The 25431-nt window shown below is 72.4% G+C and carries 22 protein-coding genes and 1 tRNA gene; 11 read left to right on the top strand and 12 right to left on the bottom strand.

From position 1 onward, the window contains the following. Nucleotides 1-87 precede the first annotated feature (87 nt). The 4 genes from fabF to ACFWTE_RS24415 form a co-directional block, all read right to left on the bottom strand. Nucleotides 88-1326 (bottom strand): beta-ketoacyl-ACP synthase II, encoded by a 1239-nt coding sequence (fabF, locus tag ACFWTE_RS24430; protein WP_378782213.1) that lies wholly within the window; start codon nucleotides 1324-1326, stop codon nucleotides 88-90. 138 nt (nucleotides 1327-1464) lie between these two features. Next, entirely contained in the window at nucleotides 1465-1704 is a 240-nt protein-coding gene (locus ACFWTE_RS24425) for an acyl carrier protein (RefSeq protein ID WP_378782212.1), read from the bottom strand. Nucleotides 1705-1809: 105 nt separating this feature from the next. Continuing rightward, complete coding sequence (locus ACFWTE_RS24420) at nucleotides 1810-2766, bottom strand: beta-ketoacyl-ACP synthase III (protein ID WP_378782211.1); 957 nt, start codon at nucleotides 2764-2766, stop codon at nucleotides 1810-1812. A 2-nt stretch (nucleotides 2767-2768) separates the two neighbouring features. Beyond that, entirely contained in the window at nucleotides 2769-3752 is a 984-nt protein-coding gene (locus tag ACFWTE_RS24415) for an ACP S-malonyltransferase (RefSeq protein ID WP_378782210.1), read from the bottom strand. A gap of 255 nt (nucleotides 3753-4007) precedes the next feature. Here ACFWTE_RS24415 and ACFWTE_RS24410 point away from each other — a divergent pair, with 255 nt between their 5' ends. Together ACFWTE_RS24410 and ACFWTE_RS24405 are read left to right on the top strand one after the other, a co-directional pair. Next, nucleotides 4008-5285: a PucR family transcriptional regulator gene (locus ACFWTE_RS24410; protein ID WP_378782209.1), complete on the top strand. Its 1278-nt coding sequence runs from the start codon at nucleotides 4008-4010 to the stop codon at nucleotides 5283-5285. A 334-nt stretch (nucleotides 5286-5619) separates the two neighbouring features. Beyond that, on the top strand, nucleotides 5620-6717 hold the full coding sequence (locus ACFWTE_RS24405; protein WP_378782208.1) for a hypothetical protein: 1098 nt from the start codon (nucleotides 5620-5622) through the stop codon (nucleotides 6715-6717). Between the two features lie 67 nt (nucleotides 6718-6784). On the opposite strand, the gene ACFWTE_RS24400 is transcribed toward ACFWTE_RS24405, so the two are convergent. Continuing rightward, nucleotides 6785-8443 (bottom strand): alkaline phosphatase D family protein, encoded by a 1659-nt coding sequence (locus ACFWTE_RS24400; RefSeq protein WP_378782207.1) that lies wholly within the window; start codon nucleotides 8441-8443, stop codon nucleotides 6785-6787. A gap of 128 nt (nucleotides 8444-8571) precedes the next feature. On the opposite strand from ACFWTE_RS24400, the gene ACFWTE_RS24395 reads away from it, so the two are divergent. The 7 genes from ACFWTE_RS24395 to ACFWTE_RS24365 all read left to right on the top strand — a co-directional run bounded on the left by ACFWTE_RS24395 (nucleotide 8572) and on the right by ACFWTE_RS24365 (nucleotide 14007). Then, entirely contained in the window at nucleotides 8572-8982 is a 411-nt protein-coding gene (locus ACFWTE_RS24395) for a secondary thiamine-phosphate synthase enzyme YjbQ (protein ID WP_378782206.1), read from the top strand. A 192-nt stretch (nucleotides 8983-9174) separates the two neighbouring features. Further along, nucleotides 9175-9600 carry a DUF3052 domain-containing protein gene (locus tag ACFWTE_RS24390; protein WP_378782205.1) on the top strand — a complete coding sequence of 142 codons (426 nt, stop codon included), beginning with the start codon at nucleotides 9175-9177 and terminating at the stop codon, nucleotides 9598-9600. Nucleotides 9601-9731: 131 nt separating this feature from the next. Beyond that, nucleotides 9732-10202 (top strand): peroxiredoxin, encoded by a 471-nt coding sequence (locus ACFWTE_RS24385; protein ID WP_378782204.1) that lies wholly within the window; start codon nucleotides 9732-9734, stop codon nucleotides 10200-10202. 44 nt (nucleotides 10203-10246) lie between these two features. Beyond that, nucleotides 10247-10320: transfer RNA gene (locus ACFWTE_RS24380), tRNA-Val, on the top strand. 452 nt (nucleotides 10321-10772) lie between these two features. After that, a complete protein-coding gene (locus ACFWTE_RS24375) occupies nucleotides 10773-11204 on the top strand; it encodes an HIT family protein (RefSeq protein ID WP_378782203.1) in 432 nt (143 codons plus the stop codon). 378 nt (nucleotides 11205-11582) lie between these two features. Then, nucleotides 11583-13139 carry an alpha/beta hydrolase gene (locus tag ACFWTE_RS24370; RefSeq protein ID WP_378782202.1) on the top strand — a complete coding sequence of 519 codons (1557 nt, stop codon included), beginning with the start codon at nucleotides 11583-11585 and terminating at the stop codon, nucleotides 13137-13139. Nucleotides 13140-13341: 202 nt separating this feature from the next. Then, nucleotides 13342-14007 carry a hypothetical protein gene (locus tag ACFWTE_RS24365; RefSeq protein ID WP_378782201.1) on the top strand — a complete coding sequence of 222 codons (666 nt, stop codon included), beginning with the start codon at nucleotides 13342-13344 and terminating at the stop codon, nucleotides 14005-14007. Nucleotides 14008-14109: 102 nt separating this feature from the next. Here ACFWTE_RS24365 and ACFWTE_RS24360 read toward each other — a convergent pair whose 3' ends face one another. The 6 genes from ACFWTE_RS24360 to ACFWTE_RS24335 form a co-directional block, all read right to left on the bottom strand. Continuing rightward, complete coding sequence (locus ACFWTE_RS24360; RefSeq protein ID WP_378782200.1) at nucleotides 14110-15096, bottom strand: aldo/keto reductase; 987 nt, start codon at nucleotides 15094-15096, stop codon at nucleotides 14110-14112. 238 nt (nucleotides 15097-15334) lie between these two features. Continuing rightward, entirely contained in the window at nucleotides 15335-16435 is a 1101-nt protein-coding gene (locus tag ACFWTE_RS24355) for a cytochrome P450 (protein WP_378782199.1), read from the bottom strand. Then, nucleotides 16417-17748, bottom strand: coding sequence for a cytochrome P450 (locus tag ACFWTE_RS24350; RefSeq protein ID WP_378782198.1), 1332 nt, complete (start codon nucleotides 17746-17748; stop codon nucleotides 16417-16419). The genes ACFWTE_RS24355 and ACFWTE_RS24350 overlap by 19 nt, the downstream gene beginning before the upstream one ends. A gap of 422 nt (nucleotides 17749-18170) precedes the next feature. Then, nucleotides 18171-20267: an acyltransferase family protein gene (locus ACFWTE_RS24345; RefSeq protein ID WP_378782197.1), complete on the bottom strand. Its 2097-nt coding sequence runs from the start codon at nucleotides 20265-20267 to the stop codon at nucleotides 18171-18173. A 193-nt stretch (nucleotides 20268-20460) separates the two neighbouring features. Further along, a complete protein-coding gene (locus ACFWTE_RS24340; RefSeq protein ID WP_378782196.1) occupies nucleotides 20461-21258 on the bottom strand; it encodes an ABC transporter permease in 798 nt (265 codons plus the stop codon). Next, complete coding sequence (locus ACFWTE_RS24335; RefSeq protein ID WP_378782214.1) at nucleotides 21255-22208, bottom strand: ATP-binding cassette domain-containing protein; 954 nt, start codon at nucleotides 22206-22208, stop codon at nucleotides 21255-21257. The genes ACFWTE_RS24340 and ACFWTE_RS24335 overlap by 4 nt, the downstream gene beginning before the upstream one ends. 109 nt (nucleotides 22209-22317) lie before the next feature. On the opposite strand from ACFWTE_RS24335, the gene ACFWTE_RS24330 reads away from it, so the two are divergent. Next, nucleotides 22318-23415, top strand: a complete 1098-nt coding sequence (locus tag ACFWTE_RS24330) for a TetR/AcrR family transcriptional regulator (RefSeq protein WP_378782195.1) — start codon at nucleotides 22318-22320, stop codon at nucleotides 23413-23415. Nucleotides 23416-23688: 273 nt separating this feature from the next. Here ACFWTE_RS24330 and ACFWTE_RS24325 read toward each other — a convergent pair whose 3' ends face one another. Next, nucleotides 23689-24501, bottom strand: coding sequence for a hypothetical protein (locus ACFWTE_RS24325; RefSeq protein WP_378782194.1), 813 nt, complete (start codon nucleotides 24499-24501; stop codon nucleotides 23689-23691). Nucleotides 24502-25170: 669 nt separating this feature from the next. Here ACFWTE_RS24325 and ACFWTE_RS24320 point away from each other — a divergent pair. Continuing rightward, a partial coding sequence (locus ACFWTE_RS24320) for a ClpX C4-type zinc finger protein (RefSeq protein ID WP_378782193.1) occupies nucleotides 25171-25431 on the top strand: 261 nt, incomplete at its 3' end.

Genomic DNA, 25431 nt, shown 5'->3' with positions numbered 1-25431 from the left:
GCCGGGGGGCCCGGGGGCCCGGCGCGGGAGGGCCCGGGGTCGCGGTGGGTGCGGGGCGCCGGCCGGGGAGAGGGGCCGGTCGCGGGTTCAGGCGCGGCGGAACACCACGGCGATGTTGTGGCCGCCGAACCCGAAGGACTCGTTGACGGCCGCCACGTCACCGCTGGGCATGTCCCGGGGCTTGTCGCGGACGATGTCCACGACCACGTCCGGGTCCAGCTCCTCGATGTTGATGGTCGGCGGGATGCGCCCGTCGTGCAGCGCCAGGATGGTCGCGATCGACTCCACCGCGCCCGCGCCGCCCAGCAGGTGGCCGGTCATGGACTTGGTGGAGGTCACCGCGACCCGGTCGGTGGCGGACTCGCCCAGCGCCGAACGGATCGCGCGCGTCTCGCCGACGTCGCCCGCGGGGGTGGACGTGGCGTGCGCGTTGACGTGCACGATGTCGCTGGGGGCGAGCCCGGCGTCGTCCAGGGCCTGGGTGATGGCCCGCGCCTGCCCGGCGCCCTCGGGGTCGGGCTGGACGATGTCGTAGGCGTCGTTGGTGTAGCCCACGCCGGAGGCGTGCGCGTACACGCGGGCACCCCTGCGGGCGGCGTGCTCGGCCGACTCCAGGATCAGGATGCCCGCGCCCTCGCCCATGACGAAGCCGTCGCGGTTCTTGTCCCAGGGACGGGAGGCCGTCTGCGGGTCGTCGTTGCGTGTGGACAGGGCCCGCATGGACGCGAACGACGCGATGTTCAGCGGGTGGATGGCGGCCTCGGTGCCGCCGGCGATGACGATGTCGGCGCGGCCGGAGCGGATCATGTCCACACCGTTGGCGATGGCCTCGGCGCTGGAGGCGCAGGCGCTCACCGGCACGTGCGAACCGGCCCGAGCGGTGTACTCCAGGCTGATGGCCGCGGCCGGGCTGTTGGGCATGAGCATGGGCACGGTGAACGGGGAGACCCGCTTCCAGCCCTTCTCACGGAAGATGTCGTACTGCTCGAGGATGGTGAGAATGCCGCCGATGCCGCTGGAGACCACGACACCCAGGCGGATCGGGTCGACGTCGGGCGAACCGGCGTCCTCCCAGGCCTCCTTCGCGGCGATCAGCGCGAACTGCTGGGTGCGGTCCAGGCGGCGCAGGCGCGGGCGCGGCAGCTTCTCGGAGGGCTCCTGCGCGATCTGCCCGGCGAAGTGCACCGGGAGCTTCTCGTGCCACTCCTCCGGAAGGTTGGTGATTCCGGAGCGGCCGTCGAGGAGCGCGGACCATGTGGTCGCGACGTCACCCCCGAGGGGGGTGGTGGCGCCGAGGCCGGTGACGACGACATCGGTCTTTGACATGATCCGTTCGCCCTTCTCGTGGGATTTTCCCGGCGGTGGGGCCGGGAGGCGTTGGCGGATGTTCGTGGGGGAGGCGACCACGGGTGGTGGCCTGTGGGGGCGCCGGCGTCAGGGGTGGGAGCCGGCGCCCCGAACGTGCTACTTCTGGATGAAGTTGATGACGTCCTGGACCGTCTTGAGGTCCTTGAGCTGGTCGTCCGGGATCTCCACGCCGAACTTGTCCTGGGCGGCGATGGCGATCTCCACCATGGACAGCGAGTCGATGTCGAGGTCGTCCACGAAGCTCTTCTCCGGGGTGACCTCGGCGGGCTCGGTTCCGACGATCTCCTCGACGATCTCGCCGAGGCCGGCCAGGATCTCCTGCTCGCTGTGAGCCATGTCGTTTCTCCTTGGTTGGTGTTTCGGTGTCGGTTCAGGGGCACCGCGCGTGACGGGGTTCTGTCAACCCGGCCGGTGCGGTGCCGCCGCGGGCTCGGGCGGTGTTCAGGGGATGCGGATCACCTGTGCGGCGTACACCAGCCCCGCGCCGAAGCCCAGGGTGAGGACGATGCTCCCCGACGGCAGCTCCCCGCGCCCGATCATGCGCGAGAGCGCGAGCGGGATGGATGCGGAGGAGGTGTTGCCAGCGGTGACGATATCGCGCGCCACGAGTGCCTGGGGAGCGCCCAGCTTCTTGGCGATGGACTCCACGATCCGCAGGTTGGCCTGGTGCGGCACGAACGCGGTCAGCTCGGAGGGCTTCACACCGGCCCGATCCAGGGCCTCCAGGGCGACCTGGTACAGCTCGGTGGTGGTCCAGCGGAAGACGGCCTGTCCCTCCTGGTAGAGGTACTTGCCCTCGCGCAGGTGGATCTTGTCGGCGCGCTCGCCGGAGGAGCCCCAGACCACGGGGCCCACACCCTGCTCCTCGGAGGCCGAGACGATCGCTGCGCCCGCGCCGTCGGCGAAGATCACACAGGTGGAGCGGTCCTGCCAGTCGACCCAGTCGCTGAGCTTCTCGGACCCGATCACCATGACGTTGCGGGAGCTGCCGCCGCGGACCATGTCCGAGGCCACTCCCAGCGCGTAGCAGAAGCCCGCGCAGGCCGCGTTGAGGTCGAAGGCGCCCGGGGCGACGATGCCCAGCTTCGCGGCGACGGTGGCCGCGGTGTTGGGGATCTGGTCCTGCACGGTGCAGGTCGCCACGATGACGAGGTCGATGTCCTCGGGGGAGAGCCCGCTGGACGCGAGGGCCTTGCCGCCCGCGGCCACGGCCATGCTCGTGACCGTGTCCTCGGGGCCCGCGATGCGCCGCTCCTTGATGCCCACGCGGCTCTGGATCCACTCGTCGGTCGTGTCGACGCGGGACTCCAGGTCGGCGTTGGTGAGGACCTGGGACGGCTGGTACTCGCCGAGGGCGACGACGGTCGCGCCTCCGAGGGCGTTCGGGGAGTTGAACATGGTTAGCCTTCCTGGTCCGTGTCCGCAGGGGCGGGGACCCCGGCGTGCTCCTTGATGAGGGCACCGGCGCGGTCGAGGTCGTCGGGGGTCTTCACCGCGAGGAGGTCCACACCGCGCAGCGCGCGCTTGGCCAAGCCGGTCAGCGTGCCCGCCGGGGTGAGCTCGATCAGGGCGGTCACCCCGAGTTCGGCCAGGGTCCGGGTGCAGGAGTCCCAGCGCACCGGCGAGGAGATCTGGGTGACGAGGCGGTCGAGGTACTCCGCGCCGCTGTCCACGACGGCGCCGTCGGAGTTGGACAGGAGGCGGACCGTCGGGTTCGAGGGGGACAGGGCGGCGGCCGACGCGCGCACGCGCTCCACCGCCGGAGCCATGTGCTCGGTGTGGAAGGCGCCCGCGACGGACAGGGCCCGCAGCCGGGCCCGCGCGGGCGGGTTCTGCGCGAACGCCGCGAGCTGCTCCGTGGTTCCGGCGGCCACGATCTGCCCGGAGCCGTTGTCGTTGGCCGGTGTCAGGCCGGCTGCGGCGATGGCCGCCAGCACTTCGTCCCGGTCCCCGCCGAGCACGGCCGTCATCCCCGTCCTGGTGCGGGCGGCGGCGTCGGCCATGCCCCGGCCGCGTTCGGCGACCAGCCCCATCGCGTCCCTGGGGGACAGCACTCCGGCGATCGCGGCCGCGGTGAACTCGCCGACGCTGTGACCCGCGACGGCGTCCACGAGGGAGGCCTCCGCGGGCAGCGCGGGCGAGGGAGCGGATGTCGGGGCGAGCACGGCGGTGGCCGCGACGAGGCCGGCGCCGACCAGCAGGGGCTGGGCGACGGCGGTGTCACGGATCTCATCCGCGTCCGCGGTGGTGCCGTAGCGGACCAGGTCGAGACCGGTCACCTCGGACCACGCGGCGAACTGTTCGGCGACGCCGGGGAGTTCGAGCCACGGGGAGAGGAAACCGGGAACCTGGGCGCCTTGGCCGGGAGCAACGATTACGAGCACGACATCAACCTTGCCCTGTAGGAGATCACCATTCGGATGGGGAGAAACACGAACTTCAGCCGGGGCGTTTGTGGACACTCCACAAAAAGTGGTCTGACATGGGCCCACGGCGTATCAACCAGTGTGAGGGATCACTCCCGGCGGTACGCACCGTTCGCCACCGACCACGGAGCGGGGTCGCGTGCGGGGCGGACCACCGCCCCTCACGTGGGGTGGACCTCCGGTCGAGTGCCCCGGAGGTGCGAACCTAGAGGTGTGAACAGCGAACCCCACCCGCCACGGGACGACGAGGGCGGCAACGGCCCGACGGACGCCACCGGATTCGAGGGTGACACAGACCCGGTCGCGGAGGAACAGGAACGCGTCCGCGCCGAGACCGTGCGCCGTCTGGAGCGCTCCATGGGCACCCTCGGAACGGCCGCCGTCTCCCGCATGGAACAGCGGCTCGGCTGGTTCCGGCGCATGTCCGCCCAGGACCGCTCCTGGATCGGGCTCGTCGCCCAGTCGGGCGTGGCCGCCTTCGTGGACTGGTTCCGCAACCCGGTCCGCGGGCGCCCCGCCATCACCGTCGAGGTCTTCGGCACCGCCCCCCGCGAGCTGACCCGCTCCGTCTCCCTCCAGCAGACCGTCGACATGATCCGCGTGGTCATCGACGTGGTCGAGGGCCAGGTCGAGGAGCTGGCCGCCCCCGGCGGCGCCCAGCAGCTGCGCGAGGCGGTGCTCCGGTACACGCGGGAGGTGGCGTTCAGCTCGGCCAAGGTCTACGCGCGCGCCGCCGAGGCGCGCGGCGCGTGGGACGCCCGGCTGGAGGCGCTCATCGTCGACGCGCTCCTGCACGGAGACCACGAGGACGGGCTCCAGACCTGGGGGTCGGCGCTGAGCTGGTCGCACACCCCCGTGATCGCGGTCGCCGGCGACACCGGCGGGGAGGACGCCGGCAAGATCCTGGACGACCTGCGCTCGGCCGCGCGGCGCCTCGGTCACGACGTGCTGGCGGGGACGCAGGGCCAACGCGTCGTGATGGTGGTCGGCGTGGGCGACCGCTACCCGGAGGAAGACCTCCCCGTGGCCGCCGCCGAACCCCTGGCCGGGCTCTTCGGTCCCGGTCCCGTGGTGGTCGGGCCCGCGGTCGCGGACCTGCGCGCGGCGGGCGCGTCGGCGCGCGCGGCGGTCAGCGGGCTGCGTGCGGCGATGGCCTGGCCGGACGCGCCCCGCCCGGTACTCGCCGACGACCTGCTGCCCGAGCGCGCCCTCCAGGGGGACACCGACGCCCGCCGCCAGCTGGTGGACGAGGTGTACGTGCCCCTCCTGGGGGCGGGGTCGCCCCTGCTGGACACCCTGTCGGTCTACCTGGAGCACGCGTCCTCGCTGGAGGCCACCGCGCGGATGCTCTTCGTCCACCCCAACACCGTCCGCTACCGGCTCAGCCGGATCGCGGAGCTCACCGGTCGCACGCCCTCCGACGGGCGCGGGTCGTTCGTCCTGCGCGTGGCGGTCGCCCTCGGACGTCTGGCGCAGACGCACGAGGGGTGACGCCCGGTCGCGCAGTGGGGGACGCCACACGGATTCGCGCGTCCGGAATCAGCCACCGACCTGACCGGAAGGCGCGGGGGAAGTAACCTGATCGTTGCCTGTCATATGGGCCTACTCAGGGAAGTTTCGCCTGCGTGGGTATGTCTGTGACTGCCCGTGTGCGCCCGGGGACTACATGAAAAGGGATAGCTTTGTGAGAGGCGGGTTGCCGGCGGGACCGATGGGGTTAAGGACACCCTTGGGCGATGGTCCCCGCACCGCTCCGTCACGACGTTCTTGGGGGGTCAACGCTGTGGTCGAGCGACCGAGGAAAAGGTCCCGATTCTTCCGTTCGGTGATCGATTTCGTTCTCCAACCCACGCAGGAGGGTGAGCTGCGCAGGCGTGTGCTGTTCTGGCTGCCCGCGCCGCTGCCGGTCCTGGGCCTGGTGTACCTCCTCGTGGGCGGTGTGTACTCCGCCGCCGGATGGACGATCCTGCTGGCCGCGAGCGTCGGCGTGGGAACACTTCTGCTGGCCCTGATGGTCCAGCCCACCCCGCTGCCCGAGGGGCTGGTGCCACAGGTCTCCGCGCGCCGCTCACTGCACCGGTTCCGGCAGTTCACCGGACTGCGGATCTCCCTGGCACTGGTGCCCGTCGTGATCGGCGCCGCCGCGTCCGTGGTGGGCGGAGGCATGTACCCGCTGCTCGCCGCACTCCTGCTGGCCTGGCCCCAGCTCCTGCTGGCCATGCCCACCTTCTTCACCATCACCAAGGCGCGCAGGGCCATGGAGGCCTGGGGCACCACCGCCTACCTGTGGCACGCCCTCTCCCGCCCGGCCAAGGTGACCTGGCCGATCGTCACCTCGCTGACCAAGTCCTGGAAGGCCTCACGGATCGAGCGCTCCCGGGAGTCGATGCGCCAGAAGATGGAGGAGCGGGCCTGGAAGAAGGCCGTGCGCGAGGAGAGCGCCGAGGCCTCCGAGGGCACCGTGCCCGCACCGTCCGCGGCGGCGGCCTCCGCAGCCGAGCGCACCCGCCCGATCCGCCCCCTGGACAACCGCGACGACGAGCGCACCGACGTGCTCCCGAACCTGCGGTCCCGGCGGACCGAGCGCGAGGAGCCCACCGACGTGCTGCCGCACCTGGAGTCGGAGCGGACCGGGAACGAGAAGCCGACCGACGTCCTCCTCCCCCTGCCCTCCGGGCAGGAGGTCGAGCCGACCAGGCAGCTCCCGCACCTGGGCGGCGAGGGAACCGGCGAGGACGAGCTGGAGAGCGGCTCCGCACCCGACGGCGACCCCGACCCCGACGCCCCCGCGGGCCCCCGCTCCAGCGTGCACCGGGCCGCCCGGCAGTTCCTGGAACAGGGCAGCGGAGCCCTCGGGCTGGCGGTGCGCCGCTCCCGGCGCACCACCCCCTCCACCCGCCGCCCGCACTCGAACAAGCCCTGACCCCCTCGGGGCGCCGCCGCTGACCACGCGGCAGCGCCCCCACACCGGGCCGCGACCTGAGGGGACTTCAGACCCGCACGCGCCGGTACACGCCGGGCAGCGCGTCGATGCCCCCCTCGACGGCGTGGTACCAGAGCGCCTCGGCCTCACGGCCCTCGAAGGCCACCTCGCCGATGGTGTTGCCCGCGTAGGTCTTCCCGTGCAGCCTCCAGCCCAGGGCGATCCCGGGTACACGCGCCAGCCATGTCAGGGCCTTGCCGACCACGTGGGCGGGCCGGCTCGCCGTCAGGCGCACGATCCTGCGCACCCCGGAGGGGAGCTGGTTGCACAGGGGGGAGGACACGAGCTGCGCCACCCGGGTCCCGCCCTCGGGGAGGTCACGGTGCCGGACGGGGGCCATGTACGAGAAGTGCACGTCACCGCTGAGGAACAGCACCGTCGCCGGCGCGGGGCCGTGCTCGCCCCGGGCCGCCCCGCGGACCGAGTCGCCCAGGCGGCGCAGCGAGTACTGGAAGGCGCCCCAGTGTTCGAGGTCCATCTTCTGCCGGAGCCACTCGGCGTGCGGACGCGGCCACCGGCCCCAGGCGCCCGCGCACACGGCCTCGTTCCAGGCCTCCAGATGGTGCACCGCGGTGGGCAGCATGACGGGGACGGTCGACGCGACCACCACGTGGTCGGGGCCCCCGGTCAGGTTCTCGTCCAGCCAGTCGTGCCCCTCCGCGCCCAGGATCGACCGGGACCCGTCGCGCACGGCCTCCTCCCCGAGCGCGCGGGAGCAGCGCGTGTCGGCCATCAGCACGCGGACGGAGCCCACGTCGTAGCGGTAACTCCACCTGTAGGAGGACGGTTCGGCGTGCGCCCGCCACGCGAACTCGTCGACCGCCTCGGCGGCGTCGCCGCGCGCCTCGCGCACACGGGCCCACAACGGGTCCTGGCCACGGCTGTGGGAGGACAGGTTGCCCAGGTGCTGGTACACCCAGTAGGTCCCCAACCCGCTGGTGATCCGCCGGTGCCACCACGGGTGCTCGTCCATGGTGAGGCGCCACGAGGCGGAGGTGTTCCAGTCGTCGCGGATGTCGTGGTCGTCGAAGATCATCAGGGTCGGCACGGTGGACAGCAGCCACCGCACCGGCGGGTCGATCCACGCCTGCCGGTACAGCTCGGCGTACTCGTCGTAGTGGACGACCTCGTCCCCGGGCACGTCGTCGGAGTCGTCCTGTGCCCGAGCCGCGGCCACGAAGGCGCGCATCGGCTCCTCCAGCTCGTCGGCGTAGACCTGGTCGCCGATGAGGAGCAGGACGAGGTTGCCGTCCAGCGCCTCGTGCGCCAGCCGCCGGGCGGTGGCCCGCAGCATGTCCGGGCCGTAGCGCACCACACCCTCGGGCGTGTCCCCCGTCGGCCGGCGGCACGACCCGTACAGCAGCCGCGTGGGCGCGTCCGGCGCCGTCGTGCGCACGACGCTGGGCGGGAAGGCGCTGCCGGGCTCGGGCCACACCCGGTCCTCTCCCAGGAACACCTCGTAGGGCAGGGACGCGCCCTCGGGGAGCCCGGTGATTTCGCACACGGCGTAGTGGTGCCCGTGCACGGTGAACGTGTCCGTGGCGGCCGTGAGGGTTCCGTCGACCCGGATCCGCACGGTACAGGGGGAATCGGTCTCCACCCACACCGTCGCGGTGGTCGGTCCCGCATGGCGCAGCAGTGGACCCAAACGCAAAGAAGCAGTCACCGTTTACCCTCCTTTCGACCAGGTTCGCACATATAGCTGACGAGTATGACGCGTGCCGACCTGGGCTGTTGTGCACAGGGAGGACCGGGATGGTTGCACGAGGGCCGCACCTGCGCGAAGGTGGCGCTATGCGGACACAGATCCTTGAGCTGCACACCGGCGGATCGGAGAGCATCACCGACATCACCCGGGAGTGCGGTGACTTCGTCGCCGACGCCGGAGGCGACGGACTGCTCCACGTGTTCGTCCCGCACGCGACGGCGGGCGTGGCGATCATCGAACTCGGGGCGGGGTCCGACGACGACCTCCTGGCCTCCCTGGACGACCTGCTGCCGGCCGATGACCGGTGGCGGCACAAGCACGGTTCCCAGGGCCACGGGAGATCACACGTGATGCCCGCGTTCATCGCCCCGCAGACCACCGTCCCGGTGCTCTCCGGACGCCTCGAACTGGGAACATGGCAGTCGATCGCTGTTGTCGACCTGAACGTGGACAACCCGGACCGCAAGGTCCGACTGTCCTACCTCTCGTCCTCGTGAGACCCTCCGCGGGTGACCGGGATCGGGGCTGGGTTTGGGAGCGCGTTGACGGAACATGCCACTAGCGTGTGAACTAGGCCATCAGCGATGGTTACGGACCCACGTGACGGGCCGCTAATTGGTCCGGCATCGTTGTGACAACTGCTCAGTGCAGGCAAGATTGAGAAAAACCATCTGTGGAGGAGAACTTTCGTGAGCGCGACCGCGGGCCAGGCACAGAGCGAACGTGGCTTGGCTGACCGACTCGGATTCAAGCCGGGTCAGGTGGTGCAGGAATTCGGCTTCGACGACGACGTCGACGAGGGCCTGCGCGCATCCATCACCGAACTCACCGGTGAGGAGATGGTCGACGAGGACTTCGACGGAGACGTCGACGCGGCACTGCTGTGGTGGCGGTCCGACGAGGAGGAGGACCTCACCGACGCGCTGATGGACACGGTGACCACCATCGCCGACGGCGGGACCATCCTGGTGCTGACCCCGAAGGCGGGGCGTGAGCTCCACGTGTCCCCGAACGACGTCGCGGAGGCCGCTTCGACGTCGGGCCTGTCCCAGACGAGCGCGGTCAGCATCGGCGCCGACTGGTCGGGTACGCGCCTGGTCGTTCCCAAGCGGTGACGTCCACCACCCGGACCGGGTGAGGCATCCGGTGCCGCGCGTCCCAGCGGTGGGCGCGCGGCGCTGAGGGGCGCCCGCCAACAGGCGGTCGCCGACCCCAGGCCCGAGCGCCGACGACCACGAACGCGATCATGACCGATCCCATCACCGCGGGCGCGGTCGCGCCCGACTTCACCCTCCAGGACCAGTACGGGCAGGACACGGCCCTCGCCGACCTGCGCGGCCGTCCCGTCCTCGTGGTCTTCTACCCGCTGGCGTTCTCCGGGGTCTGCTCGGGCGAGCTCGCCGACCTGCGCGACCGCCACACCGAGTTCGAGGACGCGGGCGCCGTCGTCCTGGCGGTGTCGGTGGACTCGGTGTTCTCCCTGCGCACCTGGTCCGACCGGGAGGGGTTCCCGTTCGCACTGCTGTCGGACTTTTGGCCGCACGGGGGCGTCGCCGAGGCGTACGGTGTCTTCGACCCCCGAAGGGGCGTCGCCAGGCGGGGCACGTTCCTGATCGGCGCCGACGGCGCCGTCCGCTGGTCGACGGTCACGCCGATCTCCCGGCCGCGCGACACGGACGAGTACCTGGCGCGGTTGCGCGAGCACACCGGATACTGAGGCGCGGCGACCACCGCGACACGGTATGCTCTCGTCCGACGCACGGGCGCGTAGCTCAGTTGGTTAGAGCAATTGCCTTACAAGCAATAGGTCAGGGGTTCGAGTCCCTTCGCGCCCACTCCACTCCGGAACGACTCTGCTCGGGGGACTTCGTCCGCCTAGCCGGGTCGTTCCGTCGTTTCCTCTGGGGGGCGACCCCCAGACCCCGACGCGAAGCTTCGCCTCGCGGGTTGTGGTCGGCTTGCCCAGGGCCCACCTGGACGGCTTACTGGAAACCTTGCCCAGTGCGAGGGAGCCCAGAAGGCCCTCCACCGAGGACAGCACCCCGAAGCCCTCTCCGTCATCGGAGGGGGCTTCTGGGCTGTTCGGGGGTGTGGCGGTCGGCACGGTCGCGTGCGTCCTCCCGGGCGGGGCGGTCGCGGCGACCGAACCGGTGCCCGTGGAACCCTGGCACACCGGCGACGGCGCCCCCTGCGAACACGGAATCGGGATCGAGTAGCCTGCCAAGGCTCTTGGTAAGACCGCGGACACGACATCAACCGCACAGCGCTCCAGAAGGGCCCCACCCTCATGTCGACCCCGTTCTCGAAGATCATCGCCGGTGACCTTCCCGGGCACTTCGTCTGGAAGGACCCCGAAGTCGTGGCCTTCCTGTCCATCGCACCGCTCCGCCCGGGCCACACCCTGGTCGTCCCCCGAGCCGAGGTCGATCGATGGACCGACATCGAGCCCGCACTCCTGACCAGGTGCATGGAGGTGGCTCAGGCGATCGGTCAGGGTGTACGCGCAGCCTGGGACGCGCCTCGCGCCGGGTTGGTGATCGCGGGCTTCGAAGTTCCACACATGCACATCCACGTCGCCCCGGCCTGGGACCTGTCCGATTTCGACTTCACCGCGGTAGAGGTGGAAGAGGACCAGAGCGTCCTTGATGCGGCAGCCGAGCGGTTGCGCACCGCCCTCCAAGGGCTGGACTTCCCCCACGCGGTCGCGCCCCGAACCTGATCCGCGTCGTACCGATGCGATGTCCTCGGCGTCCGGGTTCTTGGGCAGGGTGGCGCGTGGAGGGGGTCCGAGCCTGGCGGTGAGCTGGGCCGGGTTGTGGCCGACTCGCCCAGGGACAACCGCGGGAATGGACATCCGAGCGCGCCACCGGCGTGGACACCGAGGTGCCCCGTGCCCCTCGCGCCGGACCGCTGCGCGGACTCCGCCAATGAATGACATCTGTCATGCCCGACCCGTGCTGTGCGCGGAGAAAACCCATGATTCGTGACACTCTGTCACGCCTTCACGACGGATTAGCTTCGGAGCATGTACCCCGAGGACACGGTGCGGGGTCGTGAGCGAGCAACAGCGTGGAGACCGATACAGGTGAGGACGGGCATGGAGCGAAGGCGTGGCAGCGCAGGTCGAAGTCTGGTCGTGCTGGCGGTGATCGGCCTCACCGGGCCGTTGGCCGCGGTACCGGCCGTGGCCGATGACCGGGGTACGGAACCGGCGGTGCGGGTGGAGTGGGGTGCCTGCCCCGAGGACGTGGCGGCCCAGGCGCCCCGGATCGAGTGCGGGCTGGTGCCGGTACCGCTGGACTACACCGATCCCGAGGGCGCCGGGATCGAGATCATGGTGTCGCGGCTGGCCAGCCCGGACCCGGACCGCAGGCGCGGTGTCCTGCTGTTCAACCCGGGCGGTCCGGGCGGATCCGGGTTGACGATGCCGGCGGACCTGGTCTCCCGGGGCCTGCCCGACAGCGTCTCGGACAGCTACGACCTGATCGGCATGGACACCCGCGGGATCGGGCACTCGGCGCCGGTGGGCTGCGGCTTCACCGCCGACCAGGACTACCGGGGCGCCATCCCGCCGTACGCGGTCGACGAGGCGGCCGTGACCGAGCAGGCCGGCAACGCTGAGGCGATCGCCGCCCAGTGCGCGGACAACGACACCGACGGGCGGTTGCGCCACATCTCGACGGCGAACACCGCCCGCGACCTGGACCGGATCCGGGAGGCGCTGGGCGAGGAGAAGGCCAGCTTCTACGGGGCCTCCTACGGCACGGCGCTGGGCGCCGCCTACGCCTCGCTGTTCCCCGACCGCTCCGACCGGATCGTGCTCGACAGCAACATCGGCGACACCCACCTCGACCACGAGGGGATGCGCAGGTACGGCCTGGGCGCCGAGGAGACCTTCCCGGACTTCTTCGCATGGGCCGCGGAACGCCACGACGAGTACGGCCTGGGCGACTCGACGGAGGAGGTGCGCAGAACCTACTTCGAGCTCGCCGAGCGGCTCGACGAGAACCCGGTGGACACGGGCGAGGGCCCCATGGACGGCAGCCTCTTCCGGCTGGCCACCTTCGCGGGCCTCTACCACCAGACGCTGTACCCCCGGACGGCGGAGGGCTGGCAGTCCGTGCTCACCTCCGACGAGGCGGCGGTCCCGCCGCACCCGGGCGATAACGGGCCCGTCGGCCTGCCGACTGTCGCAGGTTCGGGCTTCCCACGGGCCGAACCGTCGTCGATCGACAACTCCTGGTCGGTCTTCCTCGCCGTGACCTGCAACGACGTCGAATGGCCCGAAGAGGTCGGCACCTACCAGCGCAGTGTCGCCGAGGACAGGGAGAGGTACCCGCTGTTCGGCGCCGCCAGTGCCAACATCATGCCCTGCGCCTACTGGCCGCACGAACCGGCCGAGCCGCCGGTGGAGGTCCTCGACGAGGGGCCGAGCAACGTCCTGATCGTGCAGAACCGGCGCGACCCGGTCACGCCGCACCTCGGTGGGGAGATGCTCGATGACAAGTTCGGGCAGCGGTCCCGTCTGGTGAGCGTCGACGGCAGCGGGCACGGCGTCTACGTCAACGGCGACAACGCGTGCGCACAGGACGTGACCACGGCCTTCCTGGTCGAGGGGGACCTGCCGGAGCAGGACACGTCCTGCCCGGCCTGAGCGACCTGCGGCCCCTGACCCGGCACCGCGCCCGCCGGCGGGCGGGTGGAGCGACCCCGGTCGCCCACCCGCCCCGTCGCACGGGGCCGCGCGAACCACGTCCCGGAGCCGGCGTCCTCGTGCCTGACGGCGCGGGCGCGTGCGGCGCGGCTCCAGTCCCGACGCCGCAGAGGCGTTCCCGCGAGATGACAGGGAGTCCGAGATGTTCAAGGAGTGGCAGCGGCGCCGAGCCGCACGAAGGGTCAAGCCCGGGGACGGGAGCGCGCTGAAGCCCTTCCGCTGGTGGCAGCCGCTCTCCCGAATCCTGTTCTCCCTCGCGCTGCAGGACGGCGATGGCCGACAGGTGGTCCACGCCATCGACGTCCGCCAGTCGCAGCGGTTCTTCTCCGAGGACGGCAAGGGCAGGGCCCACCTGTACCTCGACGGCAGGCACCACGCCGAGTCCGGGCTCCCTGCCGCCTTCCCCGTCCAGGGCGGCACGATCGAGGTGGCGCTGACCGCCTTCGGCCTCAAGCGCTGCCACTACGTCACCGACGAGGGAACCGAACACCAACTCGTCCCGGACAGGCGCTCCGCCGAGGGGCGCCGCGCGCGACTGGACCGCGACCACCCCGTACTGAGCCGCTTGATCGGTCTCTGCTCGCTGGTCCTGCTGGTCGTTCCCGCGCTCCTCCTCGTCCCGCAGCTGTTCGAAGTGGTCTTTCAGGTTCCCCCCGTGACCCAGCGCTTCGGGACCTTCACCTCGCCCGTCCAGCTGCCGGTATGGCTCAACATCACGCTCGCGCTCGGTGCCACGGCGGCCAGCACGGAGCGCGCACTGCGCCTGCGCTACAACTGGTTGCTGGACTCCGCGGCGCAGGGGGAGTGACAGCCCGACCGCCGGCGGATCCGCGCGGGGTCCCACCACGGGGCCCCGTCCGCGGTCTGCGGCCCCCGGGGCGGGGCCCCAGGGGTCGCAGACCGCTGACGGTCAGTTCACGGCGTCGAGGCGAAAGCGCTGGTCCGGGGTCAGTTCCAGCTCGACCGCGGCCAGGCTCTCCTCCAACTGGGCCACCGACGATGCCCCGACCAGGGGGATGATCGGCAGTTCGCCACCCATCTGCCAGGCGAGAACCACCTGGTTCACCGTCGCGTCCGACTCCCGGGCGACCTCCCGCAACACCTCCAGGCGCGCCCGGGTGCCCGGGTGGTCGTAGTCGCGCGGCAGCGGCTTGTCCTCCCGCGTGTAGGCGCCGCCGAGCAGGGGCGAGTACGCGACCAGGACCAGGCCCGGCTCGGAGCGCAGGTAGCCGAGCATGTCGGACCCGGCGCTGCCGATGTTGCCGTCCGCGGACAGCGCGTCGGGGATGTCCGTGCGCGGACGCAGGTGGCTGTGCTGGTACTGGAGCACCTCGTAGCCGGGCAGCCCGGAGGCCGCCGCCAGGGCCCGCGCCCGCTCCACCCGCCACGCCGCGTGGTTGCTGACGCCCAGGAGTCCCACGGAGCCCTCCGACACCAGTGCGGCGAACGCCTCGACGGTCTCGCGCACGGGCACGGTGCGGTCCTCGATGTGCGCGTAGAGCAGGTCGAGCCTGTCCACCCCGAGCCGTTCCCGGCTGCGCTCGGCCGACTCCCGCACGACCCGTGCCGACAGCCCCTCCGGGTTGTCGGTGAAGCTCGTCCCCGGAGCGAGGGGACGGGCCCCGAGCTTGGTGGCGATGACGACCTCTGCGCCGATGCCCCGGTCGGCCCGCCAGCGGCCGAGCAGTTCCTCGCTCTGGCCGCCCTGGCCGCCGTCGGCCCAGAAGGCGTAGTTGTCGGAGGTGTCGATGAACGTCCCGCCCGCCTCGACGTAGCGGTCCAGGACGGCGAAGGACGTCTTCTCGTCGGTCACCGAGCCCATGAGCATCGCCCCCAGGGCCAGGACGCTCACCTCGCGCCGGGTCCGCGGGTCACTGCCGATAGTGCGGTAACGCATGGGGGTCCCCCTCGGGATCCGGGCCCGCTGTCGTCCGGGCCTTCGCAAGGGAGTCTGGGACCTGGAGCGCGCTCCAGGTCAAGCCGAGACCCGCGCGTGGCCGGGTCCGGCCAGAACGGGGAGCGGCGGTGACCGACCGAAACCCCGGCCCTCCTCCCGAGGCGGACCCGGGCCGGGGTCCGCGGAGCGCGGAAAGGGCCCCGCGCGCCACCGCAGCGGCACGCAGGGCCCGGTCGCCTCAGCCCAGGGCGACGGGGAGGCGGGAGCGCCCGCTGGCGACGATGGACGGCGCCTCGGGCACGTCCTCCCCCTCGGCCAGGCGGATCCGCGGGAAGCGGGTGAACAGCGACTCCAGGGCCGTGGTGCCCTCCATCCGCGCCAGGCCCGCGCCCAGGCAGAAGTGCGGCCCGTGCGAGAACGCCAGGTGACCGCGCTGCTCACGGGCCAGGTCGAAGACGTGCGCGTCCCCGCCGTGCTGCCCCGTGTCCCGCCCGGAGGCACCGAACCCCATCAGCAGGGCCTCGCCCCGGGGCACGCGCACCCCGCCGAGGGTGACCTCCTCGGCCGTGTAGCGCAGCGGCAGGTACTGGATGCTGGCGTCCCAGCGCAGCGTCTCCTCGACCGCGTCCGACCAGGAGGCCCTGCCCTCGCGGATCAGGGCGAGCTGGTCCGGGTGGGTGAGGAGGGCGTGCACGGCGTTGGTGATGAGGTTCATCGTGGTCTCGTAGCCGGCGCCGATCATGAGGATCAGGGTCCACACGAGCTCGCTCTGCGAGAGCTTCTCGTCGCCCTCGGCACGTGCCTCCAGGAGGGCGCTCGTGAGGTCGTCGCCGGGAGCCTTCGCCTTCTCCTCGGCCAGCTCGGTGAGGAACGCCAGCATGTCCGCGTTGGTCCGGGCGGCCTGCTCGGGGGTGACGGTCGCGTCGAAGACCCAGTGCATCAGCCGGTGCAGGGTGTCCCGGTGCTCGGGGGCGACCCCGAACAGCTCGGAGATCACCGTCATCGGCAGGGGGAGCGACAGCGCCGCCTTGAGGTCCACCGGCCCCGGACCGGCGGCCTCGGCGGCGTCCAGGAGTTCGGCGGTGATCTCGCCGATGCGCGGCCGCAGGACCTCCACCCGGCGGGGTGTGAACGCCTGGGACACGAGGGTGCGCAGACGACGGTGGCGGTCACCGTCCGCGGTGAGCATGTTGTCGGGGGCGACCCAGGAGATCAGGGGCCAGTCCATGGGGATCTCGCCCTGGGCCCAGGGGCGCCAGTGCCGGGCCTCCTTGCGCACATCCGGATGGGACAGCGCCTCCATGATGACGTCGTGGCCGGTCAGCGCCCGAACAACCACGCCACCAGTGATCTCAACCTCGACGACGGGGCCTCGTCCGCGGAGTTCGGCTGTCTGGCGGTGGAGGTCGTAGGGGTGGAGGACGGGAATGTCTGATGCCATGGGGGGATCGATCCTTTCGGGGAGGTGGGGGTGAAGGCGACGGGGAGGCGGGACAGGGCCCGGGCGAACGGGGAGGGACGCCACTGTGCCTCGTCCTCGGCCGTTCGCAGATCGGGGAACCGTTTGGTCAGGGTCTCCACTCCGACCTGGGCGATGGCGTAGGCGAACCCCTGGGCGGGGCAGCGGTGCGGGCCCACGCCGAAGGCGAGGTGGGCGCGGTTTCCCTGTTCGATGTCCGGCGTGCCCTGGACCAACCCGGCGTGCGCGGCGGCGTACCCGAGCAGGACCGGTTCGCCGGCCCTGATCACCGTGTCCGCGCTGACCCGCACGTCCGTCACCGGGTAGAGGACGGGGTAGTTGTTGATGGGGGGTTCACGCCAGAGCACCTGGTCGATCGCCTCGCCGATCCCCACCCGGGCGCTGCGGAGGGCCTGCCCGACCTCGGTGTCGACCAGGATCGTGCGCGTGGTCCCGGTGATGAGGTTGGCCGTGGGCTCGGCCCCCGCCCCGATCGTCACGACGAGCTGGTGCAGCAGCTCGTCGTCGGTGAGCCCGGCACGGTGCTGGAGCAGCCAGGAGGTGATGTCCTCCCCGGGGTCGGCGTGTTTGGCGGAGATGGCGTCGGACAGGGCGCGCTCGTACTCGCCGTTGGCCCTGACCGCGTCCACGCCGTCCCACAGGTCCGAGAGGGAGGTCAGGACCCGACGGCCGACGTCGGCCGAGAACCCGAAGAGTTCGCAGATGACCAGGAGCGGCAGCAGGCGGGCGTACTCGGACACCAGATCGGCGCTGCCGCGCGAGCAGAAGGCGTCGATGAGCGCGTCGGCGTTCAGGCGGGTGATGTCGCCGACCCGGCTCTCGGGGACGCGCCCCAGGCAGTCGGTCACCGAACGCTTGAGGCGGGTGTGCTCGTCTCCGTCGGCGTAGAGCAGGTTGGGCCGGTGGGCCATCATCGCCGCGACCGGCGCGTCGTCGGGGATCCTCCCCTCCCGCCAGTCGAGCCACAGGCGGGAGTCGCGGACGAAGGTGCGGGTGTCCCTGCACCAGGCGGTGATCAGCGCGTAGTCGGCGACGACCCAGGCACGGATCCCCGGCGAGATCTCGGCGGGGAAGACCGGTCCGTGCTCCTCGGTCATGCGTTGGTTGACCTTGTGCGGGTCCGCGTGGAAGTCAGGGGAGTGGAGTTCGGCGTAGGGGCAGCGGGAAGCCACAGGTGTCCTGTCCTCTGGGGTGAAGAGGCGGCAGAGTCTAGTAGGACACAACGCACTCCGGTCACATCGGGTCAACCACGAAACCCCCGAGCCACAGGGGTTTGCGGGCCCTGAACGGCCCCGGCCGCGTCGGCTCCCGAGCTCCCGGCCCCACCTGTCGACGCCACCCCCGGGCCGGTCCGGGCACACGGTACGGGGCCTTCGCCCAGGGGGCCGGTCGCGCGAAGGTGCGAACCATCCGGCCGCCGCTCTCCTGCCCCGCCCCGCGCCCTCCCCACCGGACGCCCCGGGCTCCGGCCGGCGCGGTGATCTTCCTCACCGGGGGGCCGCGAGCCTTCTGACATCCCCGGCACGGCCCCCGACCGGACGCCCCCGACCGAACAGCGGGGAGCGAAGTCCGCGGGAACGCGCCGGCGACCGGCTCACCAGCCGGTCGCCGCCAGCCGCTCGTCCAGTTCCGGCGCCAGGGTGCGCATGAACGTCGCACCGATGTGGCTGCCGTCCCAGTACACGAGCACGTTGCCGACGACGGGGCTGCACACGGCGGGTTCGCAGATCAGGTCGTTCAGGTCGAGCACGGTCACGTTGCCCGGCAGCCGCACCGCGTCCAGGGGCGAGGTCGCCGCCATCGACGTCCCCGGATCGACCGAGCACTCCTCGGGCGTCGACGAGGCGAGGCAGTCGGGCACGTCGAAGCCGAACCGGGGGGTGTCGCGCACGGCGACCACCTCCACCCCCATCGCCTCCAGCTCGCGCCACCTCTCCACGTAGCCGTCCACGACCTGCTCCTCCCCGAACCCCGCGGAGGTGTCCAGGCTGGTCGTGGTCCCCGTGGTGAACACCGCGTCGGGCTCCAGCGCGGCGAGTTCGGCCATCACCCCGCGGTTCCACTCCGCGCACGACGTGTAGGGATCGCCCTTGTAGGTCTGCGGGGCGTCGGTGAACAGGCACGACCCCTTGACGATGTTGACCAGTCGCCAGCCCCGGTCGAGCGCCACCTGTTCGAGCGCCGGGAACCAGTGCGCGGCGTGCGAACCGCCGACCAGCGCCACCGTCCGCTCCGGTGCCGGAGCGCCGTAGACGCACGTGATGACCTCGGCGTCCGCGATGGTCTGGTTGCAGCCGTCCTCGTAGGTCACGGGCACGTCCTCGGACGCCCGCGCGGGGCTCGGGTAGACCGGGCGGTCCAGGGCCTGGGCCGTGTTCGCCCCGTCCGCCAGCACGGCCGCCCCCGGATAGCTCCGCCCGTCCGCCAGCAGCTCCTCCCACCTGCGCTGGTCGGCGTCCATACGCGCCGCCCAGGCCCCGGCCGCGAGCACCACGGGGAGCAGGCAGGCCAGACCCACCGCGGCACCCCGCAGCGCGGGTCCGCGCAGGACGGTCGCCGCCGCCCCCGTCGGGGCACCGGGCCCCGCCGCGGAGGACCGTCTCCCGAGTGCGGCCACCCGGTCGGCGACAGGGGTGGTCGCGGCGGCCAGCGCCACCGACACGGCCAGCACCGCGGCCCCGCCGAGCGGGCTCGCCAGTGTGCGACCGGTCACGGCCAGGTAGAACACCAGGACCGGCCAGTGCCACAGGTACAGGGCGTACGACACCGACCCCAGGTAGCGCACCGGCCGGAGGGTCAGGAGGCGGTCCGCGCCCGTTCGCGCACCGGTGGTGCCCGCCGCGATGATCGCGGCCGCGGCCAGGGTCGGCCACAGGGCCGCGTAGCCCGGGAACACCGTGGAGACCTGGAGCAGCGCTCCGCACAGGACCAGTGCCGCCAGCCCCGCCCACCCCAGCGCGATCCGCGCGGCCAGGGGCAGCCGCAGGTGGGGGAGGGCCAGGGCGAGGAGGCCGCCGAGGGCGAACTCCCACAGCCGCGCCCCGGTGTCGAAGTAGGCCCAGGGCTGGTCGGCGCGGGTGGCGTACACCGAGTAGGCCAGGGAGAGCGCGAACACGCAGACCAGCGCGACGAGGACACCCGTGCGCGGGCCGCGCCCGGCGCGGCCCGCCACCCACACGGCCGCGGCGATGAGCAGCGGCCACAGCACGTAGAACTGCCCCTGGACCGACAGCGACCAGAAGTGCTGGAGGGGGCTGGTCTCCTCGCCCCGTGCCAGGTAGTCCACCGCGTCCAGGGCCAGGGACCAGTTGAGGTGGTGGAAGGCGGAGGCGAACGCCTCGCCCAGGACGTCCCGCCAGCGGGGTTCGGGCAGCAGCAGCCGGGTGCACACCAGCACGGTCGCGATGACCAGGGCCGCCGTCGGCAGCAGCCGGGCGGCCAACCGGCCCAGGAACGCCCCGAACCCGATGCCGTCGCGGCCCGCGGCCCGCAGCAGCGACCCGGTGACGAGGAACCCGCTGAGCAGCAGGAAGACGTCGACGCCACCGGAGACCCGGCCCAGCCAGATGTGGTAGACGGCGACCAGCAGCACCGCGACGGCCCGCAGCCCGTCGATCTCGGGGCGGTGGCCGCCGTCGGTGCGCGGGGCGGCCCCGGCCCCGGTCCCGGTACGGGAGGCGAGTGGGGACACGGGAACGGTGCTCGCTTTCGCGGGAGGAGAGGGGTGCGGCCACGGCGCGGGCGGCCGGGCCGGTGGTGGGCCATGCTGCACCGTGTCCGTGACCGCGCGGGGTACGCGGGCTGAATCGCACACCATGCCGCGCTGGACAGTTCGCGTCACCGCGTCCTTCGCCATCGGTTCCCGGCCCGGGACGCCGTCCCGTTCAGCGCTCGCGTGCGTAGGCGCGGACCGCCAGGGGGCAGAACACCGCGACCAGCGCCGCCGACCAGACCAGGGTCAGGGTCACCGAGTCGGTGGCCGGGGTGCCCGTGAGCAGTGCCCGGGAGGCGTCCATCGCGTGCGTGACCGGGTTGACCTGCGCCCAGGCCCGGAGCCAGCCGGGGAGGGTGTCGACCGGTGCGGCGAGGCTGGTGCCGAGCAGCAGGGGGAGGAAGGCGACGAACGAGAACGCCAGGACGGTGTTCTCGTCCCGTACCAGCACGCCCAGGTACACGGTGAGCCAGCTCAGCCCGAACCCGAAGCCGATCGCCAGTGCGGCGGCGGCGAGCGCGGACACCGCGTCCGTCCCGACCCGGAAGCCCAGCAGGTGACCGATCGCGAACAGCAGCGCCACCCCGGCCGCGTACCTGACCAGGTCGGCCAGGATCGATCCGAGCAGCGGTGCGGTCCTGCCGATCGGCAGGCTCCGGAACCGGTCGGACACGCCCTTCTTCATGTCGGTGTTGATGCTGATCCCGCTGGAGAGCATCCCGGACAGGCCCGCGCCCATCACGAGGATGCCGGGGAACAGGTACTGGAGGTAGGCGTGGGAGGACCCCGGGAGGGAGCCGCCGAACAGGTAGAGGAAGAGCACGAGGAACAGAGCCGGCGTCACCACGCCGTTGACCGCGGCGCCGGGGTTGCGTGCGGACTTGGCCAGGCTGCGCCCGGCCAGGACGAGGCTGTGCCTGGGCAGGGCGCCTAGGCGGCGCGCGCCGCCGGTGTCGGTGCCGGTGTTCACGTGGTGGGCTCCTCTTCTCGGGAGGTTCCGGTGAGGGCGAAGAAGACCTCGTCCAGACTGGGCAGGTGGAGGGAGAACTCGGTGACCGCGATGTCCCGGTCCCGTAGCCCGAGGGCCATGTCCCAGGCGTGGGCGTCGCCGTCCACGGGGACGGAGAGGGTGCCCCTGCCGGTCCGCTCGGGTGGGCGTCCGGCGACGGCCGCCAGCACCTCGGCGGCGTCGGCCGTCCGCCCCGGGTCGGTGGGGCGCACGGAGACGGCCCGGCCTCCGGCGATCCGCTTGAGCTCGGCGGAGGTCCCCGAGGCGATCACCCGTCCCCGGTCGATCACGCAGATGTCGTCGGCCAGGGCGTCTGCCTCCTCCATGTACTGGGTGGTGAGCAGGACGGTCGTGCCCTCGGCGGTCAGTTCGCGGACCATCCGCCACAGGTCCTCCCGCCTGCCGGGGTCCAGGCCCACAGACGGCTCGTCGAGGAAGACCACGCGCGGGCGTCCCACCAGGCTCGCGGCCAGGTCGAGGCGGCGGCGCATCCCGCCGGAGTAGGTGGAGACGGGCCTGGCCGCGGCGTCGGCCAGGGCGAAGCGTTGGAGGAGTTCGGCCGCGCGACTCCTGGCGCCGGCCCTTCCCAGGTCGAGCAGCCGCCCCAGGAGCACCAGGTTGGCCGACCCGCTCAACTCCTCGTCGACGGTGGTGTTCTGCCCTGCCAGGCCGATCAGCCGCCGCACCCGGGGGCCCTCGCGGACCACGTCGAACCCGCCGACCTCGGCCGTGCCCCCGTCCGGGCGGGCCAGGGTGGCGAGGACGCGGATGGCCGTGGTCTTCCCCGCGCCGTTGGGTCCCAGGACCGCGAGGACCGAACCGGGGCGCGCCGCGAGGTCCGCCCCCGCCAGAGCCGTCGTCCTCCCGAACCGCTTGACCAGGCCCTCGGCCCGGAACGCGTACTCGTCCATGATGCTTACCGACCCCAATTCAAATGATGCCAACATTCAGATGTTGAGAGTATCTGAGTGGTTGTGGCATCTCAACATAGGATGGGAGGACGCCGAAGCGAGGAGGACGATGGCCAGGCTCAACAGGGCGGAACAACAGGCCCGCAACCGCACACGTGTCCTGGCCGCCGCCAGGGACGAGTTCGCCGAACACGGGTTCCGCGACGCCAAGATCGACCGCATCGCCGAACGGGTCGAACTCACACGGGGGGCGGTCTACTCCAACTTCCCCGGCAAGCGCGCCCTGTACTTGTCGGTCCTGGCCGAGGCCGCGGAGCGCGCCGCCGAGGCGCCCCGCGCCGAACCCGGGACGACCGCCGCCACGGCCCTCGGCGCGCTCGCCCGCGCCTGGGTCTCCCGCCTCCCGCTCACCGACTCCGACGAACCGCTCCGGATCGGAGCCGCGCTCGCCCCCGAGGTCCTGGCCGACGAACCGACCCGCCGCTCGTTCGCCCAGCTGATGCGGCTGGACGCGGTCCTGCTCGGCCTGGCGCTGGAGGCCCTGGAACCACCGCGCGAGCCCGGCGGGCGCCGGGTGCGCGTGGCCGAGACCGTGCTCACGACCCTCTACGGGGCCGCTCAGACGGTCGCCGTCGCACCCGGCTTCGTCGACCCCTTCAACGTCATCCGCGCCTGTGAACGTCTGGCCGACCTGGACCTGGACGACACCTGGCCGCTCCCGCACGTCGCGCACATCCGGTCCGCGACCCCCGTGGACGAGGTGTGGGACCCGCCGGAGGGGTTCGACGCGATCCGGCGGCGACCGGTGTCCCTCGCCGACGACGGAGTGGTGACCGTCCTGGGACTGCACCGGCTCGAAGTGGTCGAGGAGGCGCTGCGCTCGGCCCCCGCCGACGCGGCGGTCACGGCCGTCGTGGTCACCGGCGACCCGGCCGAACAGGCGCCCATGGCCAGGCTCGTCGTCGCCGACCTGTGCGGATGCCTGCGCCAGGCCTTCCCCGAGGAGGCCTGGCCCCGCCTGCGCCTGGTGTTCGACGACTCGGGCAAGACGGCCGCGGCGCTCGGGGTCCCCACGGTCGAGGACACCACCGAGGTCGCGTTCCGCGTGGCGGGCGGCCGTGTGGTCGCCCGCTCCGGCGACCGCGGCGCCGGTCACGCCGTCGGCTCCTTCGCCCCGGCACGGCAAGGAGGCGGGGTCCGGCGGTGACCTGCCACGGCGGGCCGCCTCGGCGGTGAGCCGGCCCTGGGCGGCCGTCCACAGGGCAGGGATCGGTCTGGTGGTCGGCGGCGCCCGCCCGTAGGCTCGATACGGGGGGTCCGTGCCGCCCGCGGGGGCGCGACGACCCCCCGTATCGATGGTCGCCCTTGTCGCCCCCTCCCGGCAAGGCCGTCCTGCGGCCTGTGGACGAGCCGGGGTGCGTCGGCCCCGGCTCCGCGGCCCCGGCTCCGCGACCCCGGCTCTCCGTTCAGGGCTCCCCGGTCAGGGCGACTCTCCCGTGCGCCCGCCGTCCGGGGCACGTTGGGCCGTCGCCGTCGCCGTCGCCGTCGCCGTCGCCTGCGCCTGCGCCTGCTCCGGGCCCGTGCCCGACGCGCGGGCGCGGGCCGCCTCGTCGGCGCCGTATCCGGCCGCCACCCAGGCGGCGACCTCCTCCCGGGGTACGCCCGCGCCCCACCACTCGCCCATGAGCGCCAGGGCGTCGTGCCCGCCGGACGCCAGAACCGCCCCCTCCGAGGGGGAGAACCCGAGCGCCAGGTACACCCGGGCCTGGGCGGCGTTGACACCGGCCCGCGCCCAGGGCACGCCCTCGGCACCGACCCAGCCCGCGTCCAGATAGGCCCGCGCGCAGGAGGCCGGCAGGCCGGCCGACAGCAGGGCGTTCAGGGTCTCGGCCTCCCCGTCGTCGAGCCCGAGGCCCTCACCGGACCGGAGCCCGCCGCGCCCTCGGCAGGGACGGAGGAAGCCGAGCAGGCGGCGCGGGCGGGGCCGTTCGCCCGCCAGGTGCCGATCGGCGGCGTCGGCGGGGCCGCGGCCCAGTTCGCGCCAGCGCACAGCGTCCCCCGGCGTCATCCCGGCACGCAGCGCGTTCTGCACCGTGTAGGGCGTCAGCCCCGCCGCCCGCCACTCCTTCGCGGGGCCGGGCCGGTACACGCCGCTGCCGCGCCAGCGCTCGGCCGCCTCCAGCCGGAAACCCGCGTCGATCCAGCGGAGGGCGTCGGCCACGGGGAAACCGCGTGCGGTCCACTGGTGCAGGTCCTCGGGGTCGGGCTCGTGGTTGTCGAGGGCGGTGGTCATGGCGGACTCTCCTCTCCCGGGCGCAGGGCCCCGGGGCCGTGGGTCGGTCGTGCTCGTGGTGGTGTCGTGCGGGGCCCGTCCTGCCGGGGCGTGCGCCCACCGGTGGCCACCGGCACGGGCCGGGTGCGGACGCGGGTGCGGACGCGGCGCGGCAGCGGCCCCGGCGCGGAAGGGCCGTACCGACACCGGTCGGTCCAACGCCCTCGCGCCCTCGGGCCCCCTCAAGCCCTTCGTGCGGTCTCGATCAGGGCGAACGCCGCCCCGGGCCGGGGCGGGCGACACGCTGCGCGTACGTCGGCACCGGTGGGAGCGGAGAACCCCCTCCCGAGTCAACATAGGTTGACTCGCGGAAAAAGTCAACAAAAGTTGACCAGGCGACTGTCGGGGGAGTGGGCGCGGCGCGGAGTCGGGGGTACGCTCGGCAGGACCGGGGTACACCCGCTCGCGGGCGCGCCCCGCGGCGTCGCGGCGCCGGGCGCCACGGCGCGTCGGGCGGGAGCGGTGAGCGGTGTCCGCCGGGCGGGCCGCCCCTCTCGGGAGCGGCGGTCATGGCTTTGCGACCTGTACCAGCAGGGGATACCGTGAGAATTCGGGTGATGCGATCATCTGGCTCAGGGGAATTCCCCGCCGATCCACCCGGGCACGGCCCGCGTGAGGAGAACGTTTCTAGTGACAGGCACCGGTGCCAGCGCCCCCCTGCTGAAGTGCTCGTTCTGCGGCAAGGACCAGAGCCAGGTCCGCAGACTCATCGCGGGACCCGGCCACATCTGCATCTGCGACGAGTGCGTGGGCCTGTGCAACGAGATCATGGAGGAGGAGGACACCGTCCTCCCCGCCGAGCTGTCGTGGGACTCGTTGCCGAAGCCGCGGGAGATCTACGAGTTCCTGGATTCGTATGTGATCGGTCAGGACCAGGCGAAGAAGGCCTTG

The organism is Nocardiopsis sp. NPDC058631 (assembly GCF_042716955.1).
In the GTDB taxonomy this organism is placed as follows: Bacteria; Actinomycetota; Actinomycetes; order Streptosporangiales; family Streptosporangiaceae; genus Nocardiopsis.
This window is presented reverse-complemented; position numbering and strand designations above follow the sequence as displayed.